This is a genomic window from Anaerobutyricum hallii (genome assembly GCF_900209925.1).
Classification (GTDB): domain Bacteria; phylum Bacillota; class Clostridia; order Lachnospirales; family Lachnospiraceae; genus Anaerobutyricum; species Anaerobutyricum soehngenii.
The window spans coordinates 3,460,067-3,475,525 of record NZ_LT907978.1 but is presented as its reverse complement, the minus strand read 5'-3'; the positions used below and the strand labels follow the sequence as shown (position 1 = coordinate 3,475,525).

17 protein-coding genes and 1 pseudogene are annotated in these 15,459 nt (G+C 38.6%); 14 read left to right on the top strand and 4 right to left on the bottom strand.

Annotated features, from left to right (window positions below):
* Window positions 1-635 precede the first annotated feature (635 nt).
* The 4 genes from EHLA_RS16520 to EHLA_RS15715 all read left to right on the top strand — a co-directional run bounded on the left by EHLA_RS16520 (window position 636) and on the right by EHLA_RS15715 (window position 4,020).
* Window positions 636-1,010, top strand: a complete 375-nt coding sequence (locus EHLA_RS16520; protein WP_197702356.1) for a hypothetical protein — start codon at window positions 636-638, stop codon at window positions 1,008-1,010.
* A complete protein-coding gene (locus tag EHLA_RS15730) occupies window positions 1,004-2,599 on the top strand; it encodes an ATP-binding protein (protein WP_197702355.1) in 1,596 nt (531 codons plus the stop codon). Before EHLA_RS16520 ends, EHLA_RS15730 begins: the two co-directional genes overlap by 7 nt.
* A gap of 651 nt (window positions 2,600-3,250) precedes the next feature.
* Window positions 3,251-3,676 carry a GNAT family N-acetyltransferase gene (locus EHLA_RS15720; protein WP_096241478.1) on the top strand — a complete coding sequence of 142 codons (426 nt, stop codon included), beginning with the start codon at window positions 3,251-3,253 and terminating at the stop codon, window positions 3,674-3,676.
* 23 nt (window positions 3,677-3,699) lie between these two features.
* A complete protein-coding gene (locus EHLA_RS15715; protein ID WP_096241477.1) occupies window positions 3,700-4,020 on the top strand; it encodes a TfoX/Sxy family protein in 321 nt (106 codons plus the stop codon).
* A 253-nt stretch (window positions 4,021-4,273) separates the two neighbouring features.
* Here EHLA_RS15715 and EHLA_RS15710 read toward each other — a convergent pair whose 3' ends face one another.
* Complete coding sequence (locus EHLA_RS15710; protein WP_096241726.1) at window positions 4,274-5,905, bottom strand: IS1182 family transposase; 1,632 nt, start codon at window positions 5,903-5,905, stop codon at window positions 4,274-4,276.
* Window positions 5,906-6,344: 439 nt separating this feature from the next.
* Between EHLA_RS15710 and EHLA_RS15705 the strand changes: the two genes are divergently transcribed.
* From EHLA_RS15705 to EHLA_RS16485, 8 genes are all read left to right on the top strand, one after another.
* Window positions 6,345-6,782 (top strand): radical SAM mobile pair system MarR family transcriptional regulator, encoded by a 438-nt coding sequence (locus EHLA_RS15705; RefSeq protein WP_005608550.1) that lies wholly within the window; start codon window positions 6,345-6,347, stop codon window positions 6,780-6,782.
* Window positions 6,779-7,468 (top strand): radical SAM mobile pair protein A, encoded by a 690-nt coding sequence (locus EHLA_RS15700; protein WP_096241476.1) that lies wholly within the window; start codon window positions 6,779-6,781, stop codon window positions 7,466-7,468. Before EHLA_RS15705 ends, EHLA_RS15700 begins: the two co-directional genes overlap by 4 nt.
* A complete protein-coding gene (locus EHLA_RS15695; protein WP_059086551.1) occupies window positions 7,456-8,364 on the top strand; it encodes a radical SAM mobile pair protein B in 909 nt (302 codons plus the stop codon). Before EHLA_RS15700 ends, EHLA_RS15695 begins: the two co-directional genes overlap by 13 nt.
* A 311-nt stretch (window positions 8,365-8,675) precedes the next feature.
* Window positions 8,676-9,929: an ATP-binding protein gene (locus EHLA_RS15690; protein WP_055182611.1), complete on the top strand. Its 1,254-nt coding sequence runs from the start codon at window positions 8,676-8,678 to the stop codon at window positions 9,927-9,929.
* Window positions 9,930-10,192: 263 nt separating this feature from the next.
* Entirely contained in the window at window positions 10,193-10,660 is a 468-nt protein-coding gene (locus EHLA_RS15685; RefSeq protein WP_096241475.1) for a hypothetical protein, read from the top strand.
* 34 nt (window positions 10,661-10,694) lie between these two features.
* Window positions 10,695-11,807: a GGDEF domain-containing protein gene (locus EHLA_RS15680; protein ID WP_096241474.1), complete on the top strand. Its 1,113-nt coding sequence runs from the start codon at window positions 10,695-10,697 to the stop codon at window positions 11,805-11,807.
* Window positions 11,808-11,912: 105 nt separating this feature from the next.
* Complete coding sequence (locus EHLA_RS15675; protein WP_096241473.1) at window positions 11,913-12,245, top strand: DUF3784 domain-containing protein; 333 nt, start codon at window positions 11,913-11,915, stop codon at window positions 12,243-12,245.
* A 104-nt stretch (window positions 12,246-12,349) separates the two neighbouring features.
* Complete coding sequence (locus EHLA_RS16485; protein WP_167513785.1) at window positions 12,350-12,496, top strand: hypothetical protein; 147 nt, start codon at window positions 12,350-12,352, stop codon at window positions 12,494-12,496.
* Between the two features lie 106 nt (window positions 12,497-12,602).
* Here EHLA_RS16485 and EHLA_RS15670 read toward each other — a convergent pair whose 3' ends face one another.
* Entirely contained in the window at window positions 12,603-12,956 is a 354-nt protein-coding gene (locus EHLA_RS15670; RefSeq protein WP_004614173.1) for a cupin domain-containing protein, read from the bottom strand.
* 140 nt (window positions 12,957-13,096) lie between these two features.
* Between EHLA_RS15670 and EHLA_RS15665 the strand changes: the two genes are divergently transcribed.
* A complete protein-coding gene (locus EHLA_RS15665; protein ID WP_008373705.1) occupies window positions 13,097-13,429 on the top strand; it encodes a winged helix-turn-helix transcriptional regulator in 333 nt (110 codons plus the stop codon).
* 293 nt (window positions 13,430-13,722) lie between these two features.
* Here EHLA_RS15665 and EHLA_RS15660 read toward each other — a convergent pair whose 3' ends face one another.
* Complete coding sequence (locus EHLA_RS15660) at window positions 13,723-14,286, bottom strand: TetR/AcrR family transcriptional regulator (RefSeq protein WP_096241472.1); 564 nt, start codon at window positions 14,284-14,286, stop codon at window positions 13,723-13,725.
* Between the two features lie 151 nt (window positions 14,287-14,437).
* Between EHLA_RS15660 and EHLA_RS15655 the strand changes: the two genes are divergently transcribed.
* Entirely contained in the window at window positions 14,438-15,343 is a 906-nt protein-coding gene (locus EHLA_RS15655) for a DMT family transporter (RefSeq protein WP_096241471.1), read from the top strand.
* A 4-nt stretch (window positions 15,344-15,347) separates the two neighbouring features.
* On the opposite strand, the pseudogene EHLA_RS17095 reads toward EHLA_RS15655, so the two are convergent.
* Window positions 15,348-15,425, bottom strand: a pseudogene (locus EHLA_RS17095) (ATP-binding protein); the annotation flags it as partial.
* Window positions 15,426-15,459: the final 34 nt, after the last annotated feature.

Below are 15,459 nucleotides of genomic sequence, written 5' to 3'. Positions count from 1 at the left end.
TGAATAACGCCGATGCGGGATTTTGATATCCAGTACCGGCGTTATTCATTCTACAGGGGCTTGGGGTGTAGCCACCAAATATACTATTCGTTTTCTGTTTCGGCAAGTTTGTTAAGGATCCACTCCCGATTGATAACAATGTCCTCATCATCGCGGAGATCCTTGAAATCATCGCAGTGTGAAGAAGCAAATTCATACATATTGTCAATGTCAACTGCACCAGTAGCATTGCTGATATTCTTGAATTGTGCGAATTAAAGAAACTGTTAAAAAAGGCATTGGACAAAAATAAATGGGTTATTCATTACGGAATTTGATTGAGTAACAACTTCAAGTTTGCAAGACTGTCAATCAGATATTTTATCCTTTTGGGGAAAAATGTCATGGACATATGTCTTGAAAAATGATTGTGGAATAATATGTTGCTGTGATATGATAAAGTAAATAATTTGATGTGTATATTCGGATTTTGGGAAGAGAATGAAAAGTGGATAAACTTTAAAAATAAAACAGAAAACTTAAAGTCACTTAGTAAATACAAAACCGAAAAAACGGAACATAGTGTTTTAACAGACGAAATATGTTTGAGTGAAAGAAAGCGTTAAATTGGAATTTGGAGGATGTGAATGAGCAGCATGAAGAAAACAAAAGAAGGAATTAATTTGAAAAAACTCCTTAGGCTGAAGAATACAGGCAGTATCTTTGTGATTGCGGGACTTTTGATGACTTTGGTAATAGCGTCGTACACATATATTCTGCAAAGTTCTTACACTAAGACCGCCCTTGAAACAGAAATTGCGCGTGATACAGCGAGTGCAGATGCAGTACATAAGCTTGTGAATGGAAGAATCGGTAAAGAAGATTTTGATCGAATCAAAGATCAATCTGATGAAAAGAAGCAATTATATAAGGATATTTCTTCATATTTCAATGAAATCAGAACACTGAATTCTACTCGATATATTTACACCGCTAAAAAAATGAAGAAGGAAAACTCGTTTATGTGGTAGACGGTTTGAATCCGGATGCGGATGATGTAAGACACCCTGGAGATTATATTGAGGAAGAAATGGTTCCGTATATTGATAGGGCTATTTCTGGGGAGAATGTGTACTCTCATGATATCATTGATACAACATGGGGTCCGATTTTTACAGCTTGCTATCCTGTAAGCGCAAATCATGATGGGACAGGAGAAATCATTGGCGCATTTTGCATTGAAATGGATATGCAATCAGCTTATGGAATGGTTGAAAAGACGAATCATATTTCCATCATCTGCGGTTTAGTCGCAGGAGCTGTATTGCTTTTAATTTGTCTATATACCTATTATGTTTACCAGAAAAGCAAGGCAGAAGAGCAAAAACAAAAACAATTATTAATGACCGCCGCTGAGGAAGCAGATGCTGCCAACAAAGCAAAATCTGCGTTTTTGCTTAGTATTGGCCATGACATCAGAACGCCGATGAATGCCATTATTGGATTTACAAACATTGCGCTTCATCAGAACACGGTTTCAGATATTCATGATAGCTTGGAGAAAGTTCAAAAAAGTTCGAATCATCTTCTCTCTTTGTTGAATGACGTTCTGGATTTTACTCGCATTGAAAGTGGAAAAGTTACTATTTCGCCCGAGCCAGTGGACATTACTCAATTGACAGATAACGTCCTGGCGATTATGAATGGACTTCTTTATAACCGAGATCTTAAGTTTGAAGTACATCGAGAAATCCCAAAGAACCCATATGTCCTTGTGGATGTTACGCGTATTCGAGAAGTCCTGGTGAACCTTCTTGGCAATGCTGTGAAATTCACAAAGGACGGTGGAAAGATTACTTTGGATATCAGCAGTTACCCCGGAACGGATGAGAAACATATCATAATTCGTTATGTTGTTCAAGATAATGGTATTGGCATGAGTGAAGAGTTCCAGAAAGAATTATTCAAGCCGTTTTCACAAGAAGATGATGCTAATGCCAGAACCCAATATAAGGGAACCGGTCTTGGTATGGCCATCACAAAAAAATATGTGGATATGATGGGTGGTTCAATTGCTGTTGAGAGCAAAAAAGGTGTAGGTACTACATTCACTGTGGAGATCCCACTGGAGTTGCCAGAACAGGTTATTCAATCAAAACAAAAACAACCTCTACATAGAGATTTGACAGGTGTTCATGTTCTTATGGCAGAGGATAATGATCTAAATGCTGAACTTGCTACGATAATGCTAGAAGATGCCGGTATGACCGTAACACGCGCATCAGATGGAAAAGAAGTCGTGAATTTGTTTAAAAATCATCCACGAGACACATACGATCTTATTTTGATGGATATTATGATGCCAAACATGGATGGACACCAAGCAACGAAAGCCATTCGAGCCCTAGGTATAGAGCGATCCGATGCAGTTACGATTCCAATTATAGCTTTGTCTGCAAATGCTTTTATAGATGATATTCAGGAATCTCTGGATTCAGGCATGAATGACCATATTTCCAAGCCGATTAACATGGAAGAAGTAACTGATACAATCACTAAATACATTAAAGACGATACATGTTTGGAAAAGGAACTGAAGCAGAAACAAAATGACAGATAAGTGTCGGAGCATCAGGAAAATCGCATCGTTAGTGAGAAAAATATGACGGTATCTGAATCCCCTATAACAAAGTATTTAAGCATTGTCTGAAAGATCAGATGTTAATAAAAGAAAATACATTAAATAACAAAAAAGGAATGCGAAGAGGTGGAATTGTACCTGGCCAGGAAAGGCAGCGCCTTGGTCTAATAAATCCAGTTCGACATCTGTAAGACGTAATCCTATAAAATGTCTGTGATTCAGTTCTTTATCTTTGTTTTTTGTTCTGATACTCCTCCTTCCGCTGAGACTATTCCTCCCGCTGGGAGTCCACGTATTTCAATATCGGCTGTCCCTTCTGATATTAGAAATAGTGCTGTGAACACCTTTAGGTGGAACCAACAGACAAGTGAAACGTCTGTTATTGAGAGGGTATGGGGAGATCCCCATCAAGATAAATCCCATAGGAGAACAGGATGCCAAACGGCATTACTGTTAAACATGGGTGGATCTTGCTCTTATTTGTATCCCTCTATATAACGAAACGCTCAGAGGCTGTTTTACAGTGGGGGAAATGAAAAAATATCAAAAAATTAATAATTAATGGTGAGCTTGTGATAGAATGGAAAAAAGAGAAAAGCATAAGGGATGTAGTTGGGGAGAATATTTGTTATGATTAGAAAGTTGCTGAACGGAGATATCGATAGAGTTGCTGACATATGGTTAAAGACAAATCTGAAAGCACATTATTTTATTTCCAATCAATACTGGAAAAGTAATTATGAATTAGTAAAAGAAATGATGTCACAATCCGAAGTCTATGTGTTTGAAGTGGATAAAATGATACAAGGATTTGTAGGATTAAATGATGAATATATCGAAGGTATTTTTGTCTCTGATGAAATGCAGTCATGTGGCATAGGTAAACTTTTATTGGATTATATTAAGGATAAAAAAGTTAGCTTACGATTAAATGTATACCAGAAGAATGCCAGAGCAATTTCTTTTTACCAAAGAGAAGGGTTCATTATTCAATGTGAAGGCTTAGATGAAGCTACTGGTGAAAAAGAGTACACTATGCTATGGAAACGAAAATAGAAATCGGGATTTGAGGTGGAAATATGGCATCAAGCAAGGAATACTTAGAGTTTATTTTAGGGCAGCTATCTGAGTTAGAAGAAATTACTTATCGAACTATGATGGGAGAATTTATTATTTATTATCGTGGCAAGATTGTAGGTGGTATCTATGATGATAGATTACTTGTTAAACCAGTAAAATCAGCAATTAGTTATATGCCGATAGCTCCGTATGAATTACCCTATGAGGGAGCAAAAGAGATGTTGTTGGTAGATGAGGTTGATAATAAGGAATTTTTGACAGGCTTGTTTCATGCAATGTATGATGAATTGCCAGCCCTAAAACCGAAAAAAAAGAAATAAACAATTCCCAGTTTGGAGAATTGAAAAAAACGGAATTTACCTATCAGGACATATAAACTCTTGACAATAAAGGGTCCGTCGCAGTAACGGTCTAACGACCGTAACTGCCGACGGACTTTTTGTGTGCATTTTCAGCAGAATCTGCTTGCTTTGGCTACCGTTACAGCACTTGTACTGCTGAAAAAGCGCACTTATCTAAGCCTTCTGTCTTAGACAAAAGATCGGCCTGATATGTATTTTGAAATTTTAAAAATTATGCTGTCTTTTTCAGTTCAAACAGGTGCCTCCCTGTCTTGTCATTTTGGATCTTATTATGAAGCTTGTTTATATTATGGGCGATCGCCAGGACCACACTCTGGGCAGTCACATTGTCTATGCCCCGGTATGTGTACCGCCGGAATGCCATGTCTGCTTTTACATCCGCAAACGAGCCTTCTGCCTGGATACTCCGGTTCATCCTCAGCTGTGTCCCATACCCGCTGGTAATCCGTTCCAGATCTTCCCTTCTTTTTTCTTTCATCGTCTTGGAAACATAAAGCCTTTTTACTCTTTCTTCTATTGGGATCCTGCTGTTATTCCCTTTGATACACTTTGTTTTATAGGGACATCCCGCACATTCAATGCATTCGTAGACAGATGTGATCCTCTGATAACCCGTTGCTGTTTTTTCTTTTCGGTCATATTTCCAAATGATCTTCTTTCCATTAAAACAAACATAATGATCCTGCTCCGGATCGTATGTCATATTTTCCATTCTTCCGATATCCTGTTTATACCTGCGTTTCTTTGATTGTTCATAGTTATTCGGCTTGATATAGGCGGTCTGGCCGTTTTCTTCGAGAAACAGATAGTTTTCTTCACTTTCGTAACCGGCATCCGCAACGATATCCCGATAATGGAACGACAGGTGTTCCTCCATATCTTTTACAAACGGGATCAGGGTCCTGGTATCTGTCGGCCTCTGCGTTACATCAAGCCATGTAATGTATTCGGAATCCACACCATGCTGAAGATTATAGGCTGGTTTCAGCTGTCCGTTCTGCATATGGTCTTCTTTCATCCTCATAAAAGTAGCATCCGGATCTGTTTTAGAATAACTATTCCTGTCACCGCAGAGGTGGATCTTCTGTGTGTATTCCTTCAGTTTTTCCATGGATCCTTCCAGTGTTTCAATGAATTTTTGGATCTGGCTTTTTCTTTTTCCAATCCCATGGACGAACACGATCCCTTCTTCCTCTTTAATCTTGTAGAGTCTTTTCCGAATCTTTTTCAGAGTTCTCAAACCGAATTTCTTTCCATTAAAAATAAAACGGATCCCATACAGTATCTCGCATTCTTCCACAAAGACTGCAATCTTTTGGCAAAGCCTCTGCTGATGTTTTGTCACTGCTTTCTTCCATACAAATGTATACCGGTTTGCTGCAGATTCAATTTTTGTCCCGTCAATAAAGATATGGGTCCCGGATATCTCACCAAGGCTGTAGAGCATTTCCGTCACTTCTGCTAATGTCTTTTTAGAACACTGGGATAAATGAAGGGAGAGGAACCTGGCAATGGTTGCATGGTCTGGTGCAGGTTTTCCTTCTAACAGATACATGAAATTGATATCCCTCCGGCAGGCAGTTTCAATATCCCTGCTGGAATAGATATGGTTCATGGCAGCATAGATCACGATCTTGAACATCTGACGCGGTGTCACCTGGTCTTTTTTGATCTTTCCGTAAGACCGGTACAGATCCGTCAGTTCCAGCTCCTCCACAAACACACTTAACAGGCGGACCGGGTCATCGTCCGGGATCAAAACTTCCAGTTCAAAGGGAAGTTTTAATTGATAATTCATCGAAGATAGGCTATAATCTTTCTGTATAATTTTTGTAGTTTTCATAACATAATTATACACCCAGAGCCGTTCTTTGCAAAAAAGTTCGGCTTTTTTCTTTTGCTTTGCCACAGACAGTGGAAACAAAAACAGCTTTTGGCATCGGGCATGGCGAATGGCGGGGATTCATGTATTGCAATGGGATCGGATTCCGAAGATCTATGAAAAAGCGTGGATGCCTATGGTATAAAGAGCAGATGCTTTGCAGGTTTTGTGTCACGAAACTTGAGAACGAACCTGCCACCGAGCGCGTTGTCTGAGCGGTAGCGAGTTTAGCGCGAATGGCGTTTCCATAAACGTTCGAAAGTTGAGTATCAAAACGCAAGTCGTCTGCGATTATGCCATAGGTCCCACGCTTGTTCGTAAAAATATGGCAGCGATTCCATGCAATGCATGAATCCCTGCCATAGGGTAGGGCTGTTTTTGGTGCGACAGCCCCTTTTGTATGGAAATGAATGGAGGATTTCTTGTCACAAAAATAAAACAGCTTGGAGACCGGATTTTTGAGAAGATTCTCAGTGAAAAGAATATTGATGCGTTTAATGGAGCCCAGGGACGTATTCTTTATGTGCTGTGGCAGGAGGATGGTATCTCAATCAGGTCACTCTCGACTAAATGCGGATTAGCGATAACATCTCTTACTACGATGCTGGAAAGAATGGAAAATCAAGGGCTGATAAGCCGTGTTCAGTCTGAAACGGACAAAAGGAAAACACTCCTGTTTCTGACTGAGAAAGCACATGCCTTAAAGGGCGAGTACGATTCTGTATCTGATGAGATGGGCAGTATTTACTACAAAGGTTTTTCAGAGGAAGAAATTACCCGGTTTGAGAAATGTCTCGACCGCATCAGAAAGAATCTTGAGGAGTGGCAGAAGTCATGAGTATTTGTATCAAAGATCAGATTCAGAACATGAATATCGTCATTGGCTGCACAGTGGGGTGTACATATTGCTATGCCCGCAACAACGTGAAACGCTGGCATATGATTGATGACTTCGCTTACCCTGAATTCTTTCCGAGTAAGCTCAAGATGATGGAAAAGAAACGTCCGCAGAACTTTCTTCTTACCGGGATGAGCGATCTCTCCGGATGGAAGCCGGAATGGAGAGACGAGGTATTTGCAAAGATCCGTGAAAATCCACAGCATCAGTTCCTGTTCCTTACCAAGCGACCTGATTTGCTGGATTTTGATACCGATCTGGAAAACGCATGGTTTGGCGTTACGGTGACGAGGAAAGTAGAACTGTGGCGTATCGACGCCCTTCGGAAAAACGTCAGAGCAAAACATTACCATGTTACCTTTGAGCCGTTATTTGACGATCCCGGCACAGTTGACCTTTCCGGAATCAATTGGATCGTTGTGGGCACCATGACCGGAGCTCAGAGCAGGAAGATTCATACGGAGCCGGAATGGGCATGGTCTCTGGCGGACCAGGCACATAAGCTCGGCATTCCGGTGTTTATGAAGGAAGACCTTGTCCCTATCATAGGGGATGAAAATATGATTCAGGAAATGCCGGAAGAATTTAATAAAGTGTTAGAGGTACAGAAATCATGGAAGAAGTAATAAATGGAATCCTCATTCGTGAGGTGGAAACAAAGAACATCATGACTAAGTCTAGTCTGCCGGTAGGCGGTTACTCGGTTAATCCCTATGTGGGCTGTACACATGCCTGCAAGTATTGCTATGCTTCTTTTATGAAGCGCTTTACCGGGCACAAGGAGGAATGGGGCACTTTCCTTGATGTGAAGCATTGGACGGAAATTAAAAATCCGAAGAAATATGCCGGACAGCGGGTGGTCATCGGTTCTGTGACAGATGGCTACAATCCACAGGAGGAGCAATTCGGGAATACCAGAAAACTTCTGGAGCAGCTGATCGGCAGTGATGCAGATATTCTGATCTGCACAAAGTCGGATCTTGTGGTACGAGATATTGATTTACTGAAGAAGCTTGGACGTGTAACCGTTTCATGGTCGATCAACACACTAGATGAAAATTTCAAGAACGATATGGATTCTGCTTCGAGCATTGAGCACCGTATCGCTGCTATGAAGCAGGTATATGAGGCAGGTATCCGTACAGTCTGTTTCGTATCCCCGGTATTTCCCGGTATCACGGATTTTGAAGCAATCTTTGAGCGGGTAAAGGATCAGTGCGATCTGTTCTGGCTCGAAAATCTCAATCTTCGAGGCGGTTTCAAAAAGACAATTATGAATTATATCGCCGGAAAATATCCTGATCTTGTACCACTTTACGACGAGATCTATAACAAGCATAACCGCAGCTACTTTGAAGCACTTGAAGTAAAAGCTGAGAAAATGGCTAAGAAGTATGATTGTGCCTTTGTGGATAATGAAATGCCTTATGGCAGAGTCCCGCAGGGGCATCCGGTGATCGTAGATTATTTCTATCATGAGGAAATCCGTGGTACAGAGAATACCGGAAAAAGAAATCGCTAAATTCCAGTTTGTTGAACTGAATCCGAAAAGCATTAGGGCGCAGAGGAGATAGAATCCTTTGCGTAAAAGACTAACGAACATATTTAATGAAACATCGGAACCATCTTCTTTTTGTTGTCTACCTATAATAACGATTGGAGTAGTCGATTATAGACACTGCAATCAAAAAAATCTGAAAATATATTTATCAACATTACATAAAAGTGTGTATATGCACATAAAATGGGAATACATATTGAAATTCAGGTCGTTCTGTGATAGAATCTCATTACTAAAAAGTGTGCAGATGCACGGAAATGGGGAGTGTAACGATGGAGATTAAAAGAGACGCTTACCTACAGCAGCTGATCGAGCGAAAAGATAATGGAATGATAAAGGTGATTACCGGCATTCGTAGATGTGGCAAATCCTTTTTGCTGTTTACCATCTTTAAGAGATACTTACTGGAGAACGGCGTTGATGTTGATCATATTATTGAAATTGCATTGGATGGTATTGAGAACGAGGAATTAAGAGATCCCAAGGTATGCTTCAAGTACATCAAGGATGCCATGAAAGACGACGGGAAGTATTATCTCCTTTTGGATGAAGTGCAGTTCATGCCACGATTTGAGGAAGTGCTGAACAGCCTGCTTCGCATGAGCAATATTGATGTGTATGTCACCGGAAGTAATTCCAAGTTCCTGTCCAGCGACATTGTGACCGAATTCCGTGGCAGAGGTGATGAGATTAGAATCTACCCTCTCTCCTTTGCAGAGTTTTATTCTGTCTATGACGGCGATTATGATGATGCCTGGGATGACTACATGATCTACGGAGGATTGCCGCAGATCGTAAGTTTCCAGAGCGAACGACAGAAAGCGGACTATCTGAAGAACATCTTTGCAAATGTCTATCTGAAGGATGTTATTGAAAGAAATAAGATTCAGAACGTGGATGAGATTGGGATTCTGGTTGATGTGCTTGCATCTGCAATCGGCGCACCGACCAATCCTTCAAAGATTGCCAATACCTTTGCCAGTGAGCGCCAGATGACTTATGCTAATAAAACCATCTCCAAGCATATCGACCATTTGACAGATGCCTTTTTGATTTCCAAGGCAAGCCGATACGATATTAAGGGCAGAAAGTATATCGGTGCAAATCTGAAATACTACTTTACTGATCTGGGACTGAGAAATGCACGTCTGAATTTCAGACAGCAGGAGCCTACGCATATCATGGAGAACATTGTTTATAACGAGCTGCTAATCCGTGGCTACAATGTTGATGTGGGTGTTGTGGATATCTTCGATAAGGATAAAGAGGGCAAACGTGTTCGCAAGCAGTTGGAGGTTGACTTTGTGGTGAATCAAGGAAACCAGAGATACTATATCCAGGTTGCATATGACATGACTTCGGAAGAAAAACAGACGCAGGAGTTCAATTCTCTGCGTAATATCCCGGACTCTTTCAAGAAGATCGTCATTGTAAATGGCAGCAAAAAGCCTTGGAGAAATGATGAAGGTTTTGTCATCATGGGAATGAAGTATTTCTTGCTGAATGCGAATAGTCTGGAATTTTAAGTCGATTTGAGTTGTTGCTGTGGTGTTGTTCTATTTCAAAAAAGAGTGAAATGATATAAATAAGGCCACGGCTGATTTCGTGTTGGAACAGCCGTGGCTCAGTTTATTTTTTTATCCGTACAAACGAGACTGTTCCGCAGATTATGTAGAACAGACAGAGTACGATTCCGATAGTGAGAACATACAAGAATAAAGATGAACTTAAGAACGAAATAAACAAAAGTTTTTGAAACTGAGAAATCGGAATTTCAGGAGGTGTTTTTATGCCACAAATGAATAAGGGAGGAAAATTTATTTTCGGGAAATCACTCATTCGGACGGATGGAACATTGCGGATTCCACCGCAGGCAATGGAAGAATATCACATTGCAGATGAAGGAAAAGTATATCTTTTTACCGGAAGTAAGATTACCGGTGGCTTCTGCGTCACCCGGAAAGGCCTTTTGCATCCGTCAAAACTTGGTCACATTTTGGACGATACTCCACCGTTGCTTGACTACTCAGCAGGTTCTGGCGAATTTATCAAATACAAGGGGCGTTCCTACTGCTGGGTAGAGATTTCACAGGAGGGGCAAATTCTTCTTACGAAGAAAATGATGGATTTTTTGAAGGTGAGATCCGGAATGGAGCTGCTCTCTATCCGCAGTAGCGACATCGCGTTTACGATGGGAGCTAAAGGACCGCTATTGGAAAAAGCAGAAAACTATGATGGTGAAATTCCGCTTTTTTAAGTGTAACAATTTGAATTTTTAAAGGAGACTTGCTATGGATATGAATCTTTCATTTTCTGTACTTACAGCAAATATTATTAGTATACTGCTAATTGGAACGTTGTATCTCGCTAACAGACAAAAAGCGGAGTACGACAGAGATATGCGACTTCTACAGCAAATGATGGCAGCTATAGGGATTGCCAATATTTCTGACTGTTGCGTTTATTATCTTGCTGGCAGTTCTAATATAGTTATCAAAGTTTTGGTCTTTCTGAGCGGATCAGGGCTCTTTTTAGGGAATGTAATGATTGGATATTTGTGGGCTAAATTCATAATGGTACATATGAATATCCCATTTTCTGATATACGCAGAAATATTTACCGAACAATTGGACTTATTTCTATTGTACTGTTAGTAATCAATATTTTTTATCCATTGGTATTTTCGGTGAGTGATGGTAGGTATCAGAGAGGATTCGCATATATTATTTTTCTGATTTTTGCTGCTTTTTACATTTTGGACAGCTTGTATTTGTATGTTAAGCGTGTTAAAAAAAATGGCAGTTTAAAATTATTTCCAGTACATATATTTCTAATTCCTGTTATATTAGGGGTAGTTATTCAGGCATTTTTCGTTGAAATTGCAATCACCTGGACATCTATTGCAATATCGGTCGCGGGAATAATGACAGCACTAAAAAACGAGATTATTTTTACAGATTGCCTTACAGGATTATATAATCGCGTGTATCTGGAATTTTTACATAAGCGAGCCTGTAATAAAAAGGACTGCTGGGTATCCGGTATTATGATTGATCTGAACGGATTTAAACAGATTAACGATAACTACGGACACGCAGAAGGAGATCTGGCATTGTGTATTGTTGCTGATTTACTTCGGAAATCGTTCTCTGAATATGGTGTAGTAACAAGATATGCTGGTGATGAATTTGTTATAATGCTAAATACAACAGATGATCAGCTCATACAAAAAATAATCAAATCTGCTAAAAAGAATTTTGTAACAGAGAATGAAAAGAACGATAAACCGTATCAGTTATCTGCATCTATGGGATACGCAATAACTAATCTAAGTAACGAAACAATAGATGATTTTATGAATAGAATCGATGAACAGATGTATCAAGATAAAATGAAATACTAAGAGCATAATGATCGTAGAAATAGCAAATAAATAATTTCGGTCATTTTACTTGTAAAATTCAAGTTTATAAAATTAAGAAAATGGAATTTAAGGAGGAGTATGTAAATGAAATTAGCAGATTTAGCAACAGGCTCTGATTGGATAGTGTGGATTGTCTTTGCGATATTTGCTGTACTTTCTATTATTTTACTTTCTGGACATGGAAGCTGGTTCATTTCTGGATATAATACAGCTTCAAATGAAGAAAAGGAAAAATATGATGAAAAGAAGTTATGCAGAACAATGGGAATTGGAATGTCTATTATAGCAATTCTTGCATTAACTATGGGCTTGTTTGAAAATATTTTGCCTGCATTTTTTGTATATATTGCATTGGGGATTATTTTGGTTGATGTCGTGGTAAATATCATTTTAGGAAACACACTATGCAGAAAGTAATAACTTCAAGTTTGGAGAAATTTACGACATTGTTATTGAAGATATGGACAGGCAAGCGAAAGGTTTAAAAGGCTAAATTTCAGTTTGTAACGAAGGTATTTGCGATGAAAGGAATTAAGATTGAGTTATTGGGGATTGCAATAATACCTTTAGGAATTGCTGTGACAACAAATAATTTTGGGGGATATGTCCTAGGTGTTCTTGGATTTGGCGTTGCTGTAGTTGGCTGTTTTCTAAAAGATAATCACTGATAACTTCTTGTTTAAAAAATTGAGAAAACGTAATATTGAACAAAAAAGAAATGCACAGTTCTTAGCTTATCGTGAACTGTGCATTTTTGTAAATAAATACTTTTAATTAGCCGATTACGGCATCCTCTGCTGTAAAATGTTCCAGAGAATTTTCTTTTACCTGAATGCAGATATAAGTAATTCCAGAAATATCGGATGCAAAAAACTGACGCTTTGCAGCAGGTGCGATTTTTAGCCAGTCTCCAGTTGAAAGGCTAATTTCTTCTCCATCAATTATGGCTTTGCCGTTACCTGAAAGAATTCCATAGATTTCTTCATTTTCTTTATGAGAATGAACAAATGGGACATTTGCTCCTGCAGGTAGTTCGTTCAAACTGATTTCTGCACCTGTTAAAGACAACTTTTCATGCAGCTCAATTCGGTTTTCCTTTCCAATAGTTGTTTTTGTGTAATTTGCCATAATAACCTCCATAGTTAATTTGTAGTTTCTGGTTGCTTGGTATTAGTATAGTATGAGGCACATACAAAAACAAGTACGCACCTTTTTGTAACTGTACACTCAAAAATGAATGTGTTACAATAGACTCGGAGGTGAGAATTATGCGAGCAAAAGAAGAATTACCGGAATGCCCAGTTGCAACAGCAGTATCTCTTATCGGAGGAAAATGGAAACTGCTGATTTTGCGTAACTTGAAAGAGCGTCCATGGAGATTCAATGAGCTACAACGAAGTATAGATGGTATTTCACAAAAGGTTTTGACAGATAGTTTAAGACAAATGATGAGTGATGGGCTGGCATATCGCCACGATTACCATGAGCAGCCACCGAGAGTTGAATACGGCTTAACGGAACTCGGAACAAAAATGCTTCCAATTGTTAATTCACTTGCTGACTTTGGTAACTACTATAAATCAATTATTGAACAGAATTAAGGACGTTAGTATTTGAAAAGTTCGAACAATTCCAGTTTGTCAATTACAGGTGACATTGAAAGAGCCAGCCCATTCAAGGTGCTGGCTGTTTCAAAAATTCCATTCTAATAAATCGCACGACAACTTAGCGAAAAATAAGCTCTCCATTAGCAAAAAATGAATAGAAAATGTATAAAAGTGGCAAAAACGAATAATTATAAGGGCTTATGCATTAGACACACATTTGTAAAAAAGGAGTAATTATAAATAGTGGGCAACGATATCAAAATGAGATTTGTTGCCCACTTAATTTTTTATAAAATCGGCTCAATAACAGCACGAAAATAGTAATCTAATTCTTCTGGTGTATGTTTTTTTTTATCTTTCAACCACCATAAAACCATTTCTACAAAGCTTCCTGAAATATGATTAACAAGAAATTCTTGGGGTAAGTCTTGATTTCGCTTGCGGTTGTGATTTATAAATTGTGTTTGTACCAATTCATTTAAGCTATCCTTAAAGTAACGAAGGAAAATTTCGCTACTTTCACAAGATAGTAATCCTAAAATATTGTTATCATTTTCTTGCAAATGCTGTAAAAGATGGCAAAAAACAGATTGTGGCAGTTCTTCATTTGAGTAAAGCCCGTGTATATGAGTTTTATCCATAGCACTGTCGATGATATGTCCGAACAGTTCCTTACAGACTGCATTTAATAATTCGTCTTTCGTTTCAAAATGGGCATAAAAGGTACTTCTGCCGATGTTTGCGGTATCAAGTATTTCTTGTACTGTGATATGATTGTAGCTTTTCTTTTCAAGCAATGTGCTGAATGCATGAAAAATTGCTTCTCGTGTCTTTTGCTGTCGTCTATCCATTATCTTCCTCCGTACAAATTTGAAGAAATGTTCAATAACGTACATTTCTTTTGATTTAATTATTGTTCGCCTAAATATGCTAATGATATAATCGAACAAGATGTTAGATAACATACAAATTATATCGTAGTACTTTGGAGGTGTCAAGAAAATGGAAACTGAACAGAAAATCAAGAAAGGGATAGCATTTGCGATACTTGCAGCAGTACTGTATGCCATAAATGCTCCTTTTTCAAAGATATTGCTTGAATTTATGCCGCCTACTTTAATGGCTGGTTTTCTTTATGTTGGTGCAGGAATAGGAATGATATTTATTGCTCTTATGCGGAAAATAAAGAAATATGAAGCAAAAGAATTGAAATTAACAAAATCAGAATTACCATACACCATTGCAATGATAGTTTTAGATATTGCTGCTCCTATTTGTTTGCTGTTTGGTCTAAACTCTACAACTGCCGCAAATGCGTCGTTACTTAATAACTTTGAAATTGTAGCAACAGCGATAATTGCCCTTATGGTATTCAAAGAAAAAATTAGCACAAGATTGTGGTTTGGAATATTTTTTGTAACGTTATCCTGTGGAATACTGTCTTTTGAAGATGTATCAAGTCTGCGTTTCTCATATGGTTCGTTATTTGTTTTACTTTCCACCATTTGTTGGGGGTTTGAGAATAATTGCACTCGAAAAATATCGTCAAAAGATCCATTGCAGATTGTTCTGCTAAAAGGAATATTTTCGGGTATCGGTTCCCTCATTATCGGCTTGTTTATTGGAGAACGGATAGAGGCACTTTGGAGTATCGTTGCTGTTCTTTGTGTAGGATTTGTGGCATACGGATTGAGTATTTACTTTTATGTATATGCACAAAGATTACTTGGTGCAGCACGAACAAGTGCTTATTATGCCGTTGCTCCATTTATAGCGGCAATTCTTTCGTTGATTATCTTTAGAGAAATACCTGATGTTACTTACTTTGTCGCACTTGTGTTAATGATTGTAGGTGCTTGGCTTTCTTCGCAAGATAAGCCGCTAATCAGAAAAGTTAAAAATGAGTAAAGGAAATATAAAACTTCTCGTTGCTTCTCTGAGCAACAAAGTCGATTTCCTTTTGATAGAGCTTGCCGACATAAACATTATATGAAAATAGATCATACGCTCTGTTTTTTGCAATA

Excerpts from the sequence above, each read along its gene's own strand:
- EHLA_RS16520 (WP_197702356.1), top strand. The coding sequence starts at position 636 with ATGAAGAAAACAAAAGAAGGAATTAATTTGAAAAAACTCCTTAGGCTG.
- EHLA_RS15720 (WP_096241478.1), top strand. The coding sequence starts at position 3,251 with ATGATTAGAAAGTTGCTGAACGGAGATATCGATAGAGTTGCTGACATA.
- EHLA_RS15715 (WP_096241477.1), top strand. The coding sequence starts at position 3,700 with ATGGCATCAAGCAAGGAATACTTAGAGTTTATTTTAGGGCAGCTATCT.
- EHLA_RS15710 (WP_096241726.1), bottom strand. The coding sequence starts at position 5,905 with ATGAAAACTACAAAAATTATACAGAAAGATTATAGCCTATCTTCGATG.
- EHLA_RS15705 (WP_005608550.1), top strand. The coding sequence starts at position 6,345 with ATGGAAATGAATGGAGGATTTCTTGTCACAAAAATAAAACAGCTTGGA.
- EHLA_RS15700 (WP_096241476.1), top strand. The coding sequence starts at position 6,779 with ATGAGTATTTGTATCAAAGATCAGATTCAGAACATGAATATCGTCATT.
- EHLA_RS15695 (WP_059086551.1), top strand. The coding sequence starts at position 7,456 with ATGGAAGAAGTAATAAATGGAATCCTCATTCGTGAGGTGGAAACAAAG.
- EHLA_RS15690 (WP_055182611.1), top strand. The coding sequence starts at position 8,676 with ATGGAGATTAAAAGAGACGCTTACCTACAGCAGCTGATCGAGCGAAAA.
- EHLA_RS15685 (WP_096241475.1), top strand. The coding sequence starts at position 10,193 with ATGCCACAAATGAATAAGGGAGGAAAATTTATTTTCGGGAAATCACTC.
- EHLA_RS15680 (WP_096241474.1), top strand. The coding sequence starts at position 10,695 with ATGGATATGAATCTTTCATTTTCTGTACTTACAGCAAATATTATTAGT.
- EHLA_RS15675 (WP_096241473.1), top strand. The coding sequence starts at position 11,913 with ATGAAATTAGCAGATTTAGCAACAGGCTCTGATTGGATAGTGTGGATT.
- EHLA_RS16485 (WP_167513785.1), top strand. The coding sequence starts at position 12,350 with ATGAAAGGAATTAAGATTGAGTTATTGGGGATTGCAATAATACCTTTA.
- EHLA_RS15670 (WP_004614173.1), bottom strand. The coding sequence starts at position 12,956 with ATGGCAAATTACACAAAAACAACTATTGGAAAGGAAAACCGAATTGAG.
- EHLA_RS15665 (WP_008373705.1), top strand. The coding sequence starts at position 13,097 with ATGCGAGCAAAAGAAGAATTACCGGAATGCCCAGTTGCAACAGCAGTA.
- EHLA_RS15660 (WP_096241472.1), bottom strand. The coding sequence starts at position 14,286 with ATGGATAGACGACAGCAAAAGACACGAGAAGCAATTTTTCATGCATTC.
- EHLA_RS15655 (WP_096241471.1), top strand. The coding sequence starts at position 14,438 with ATGGAAACTGAACAGAAAATCAAGAAAGGGATAGCATTTGCGATACTT.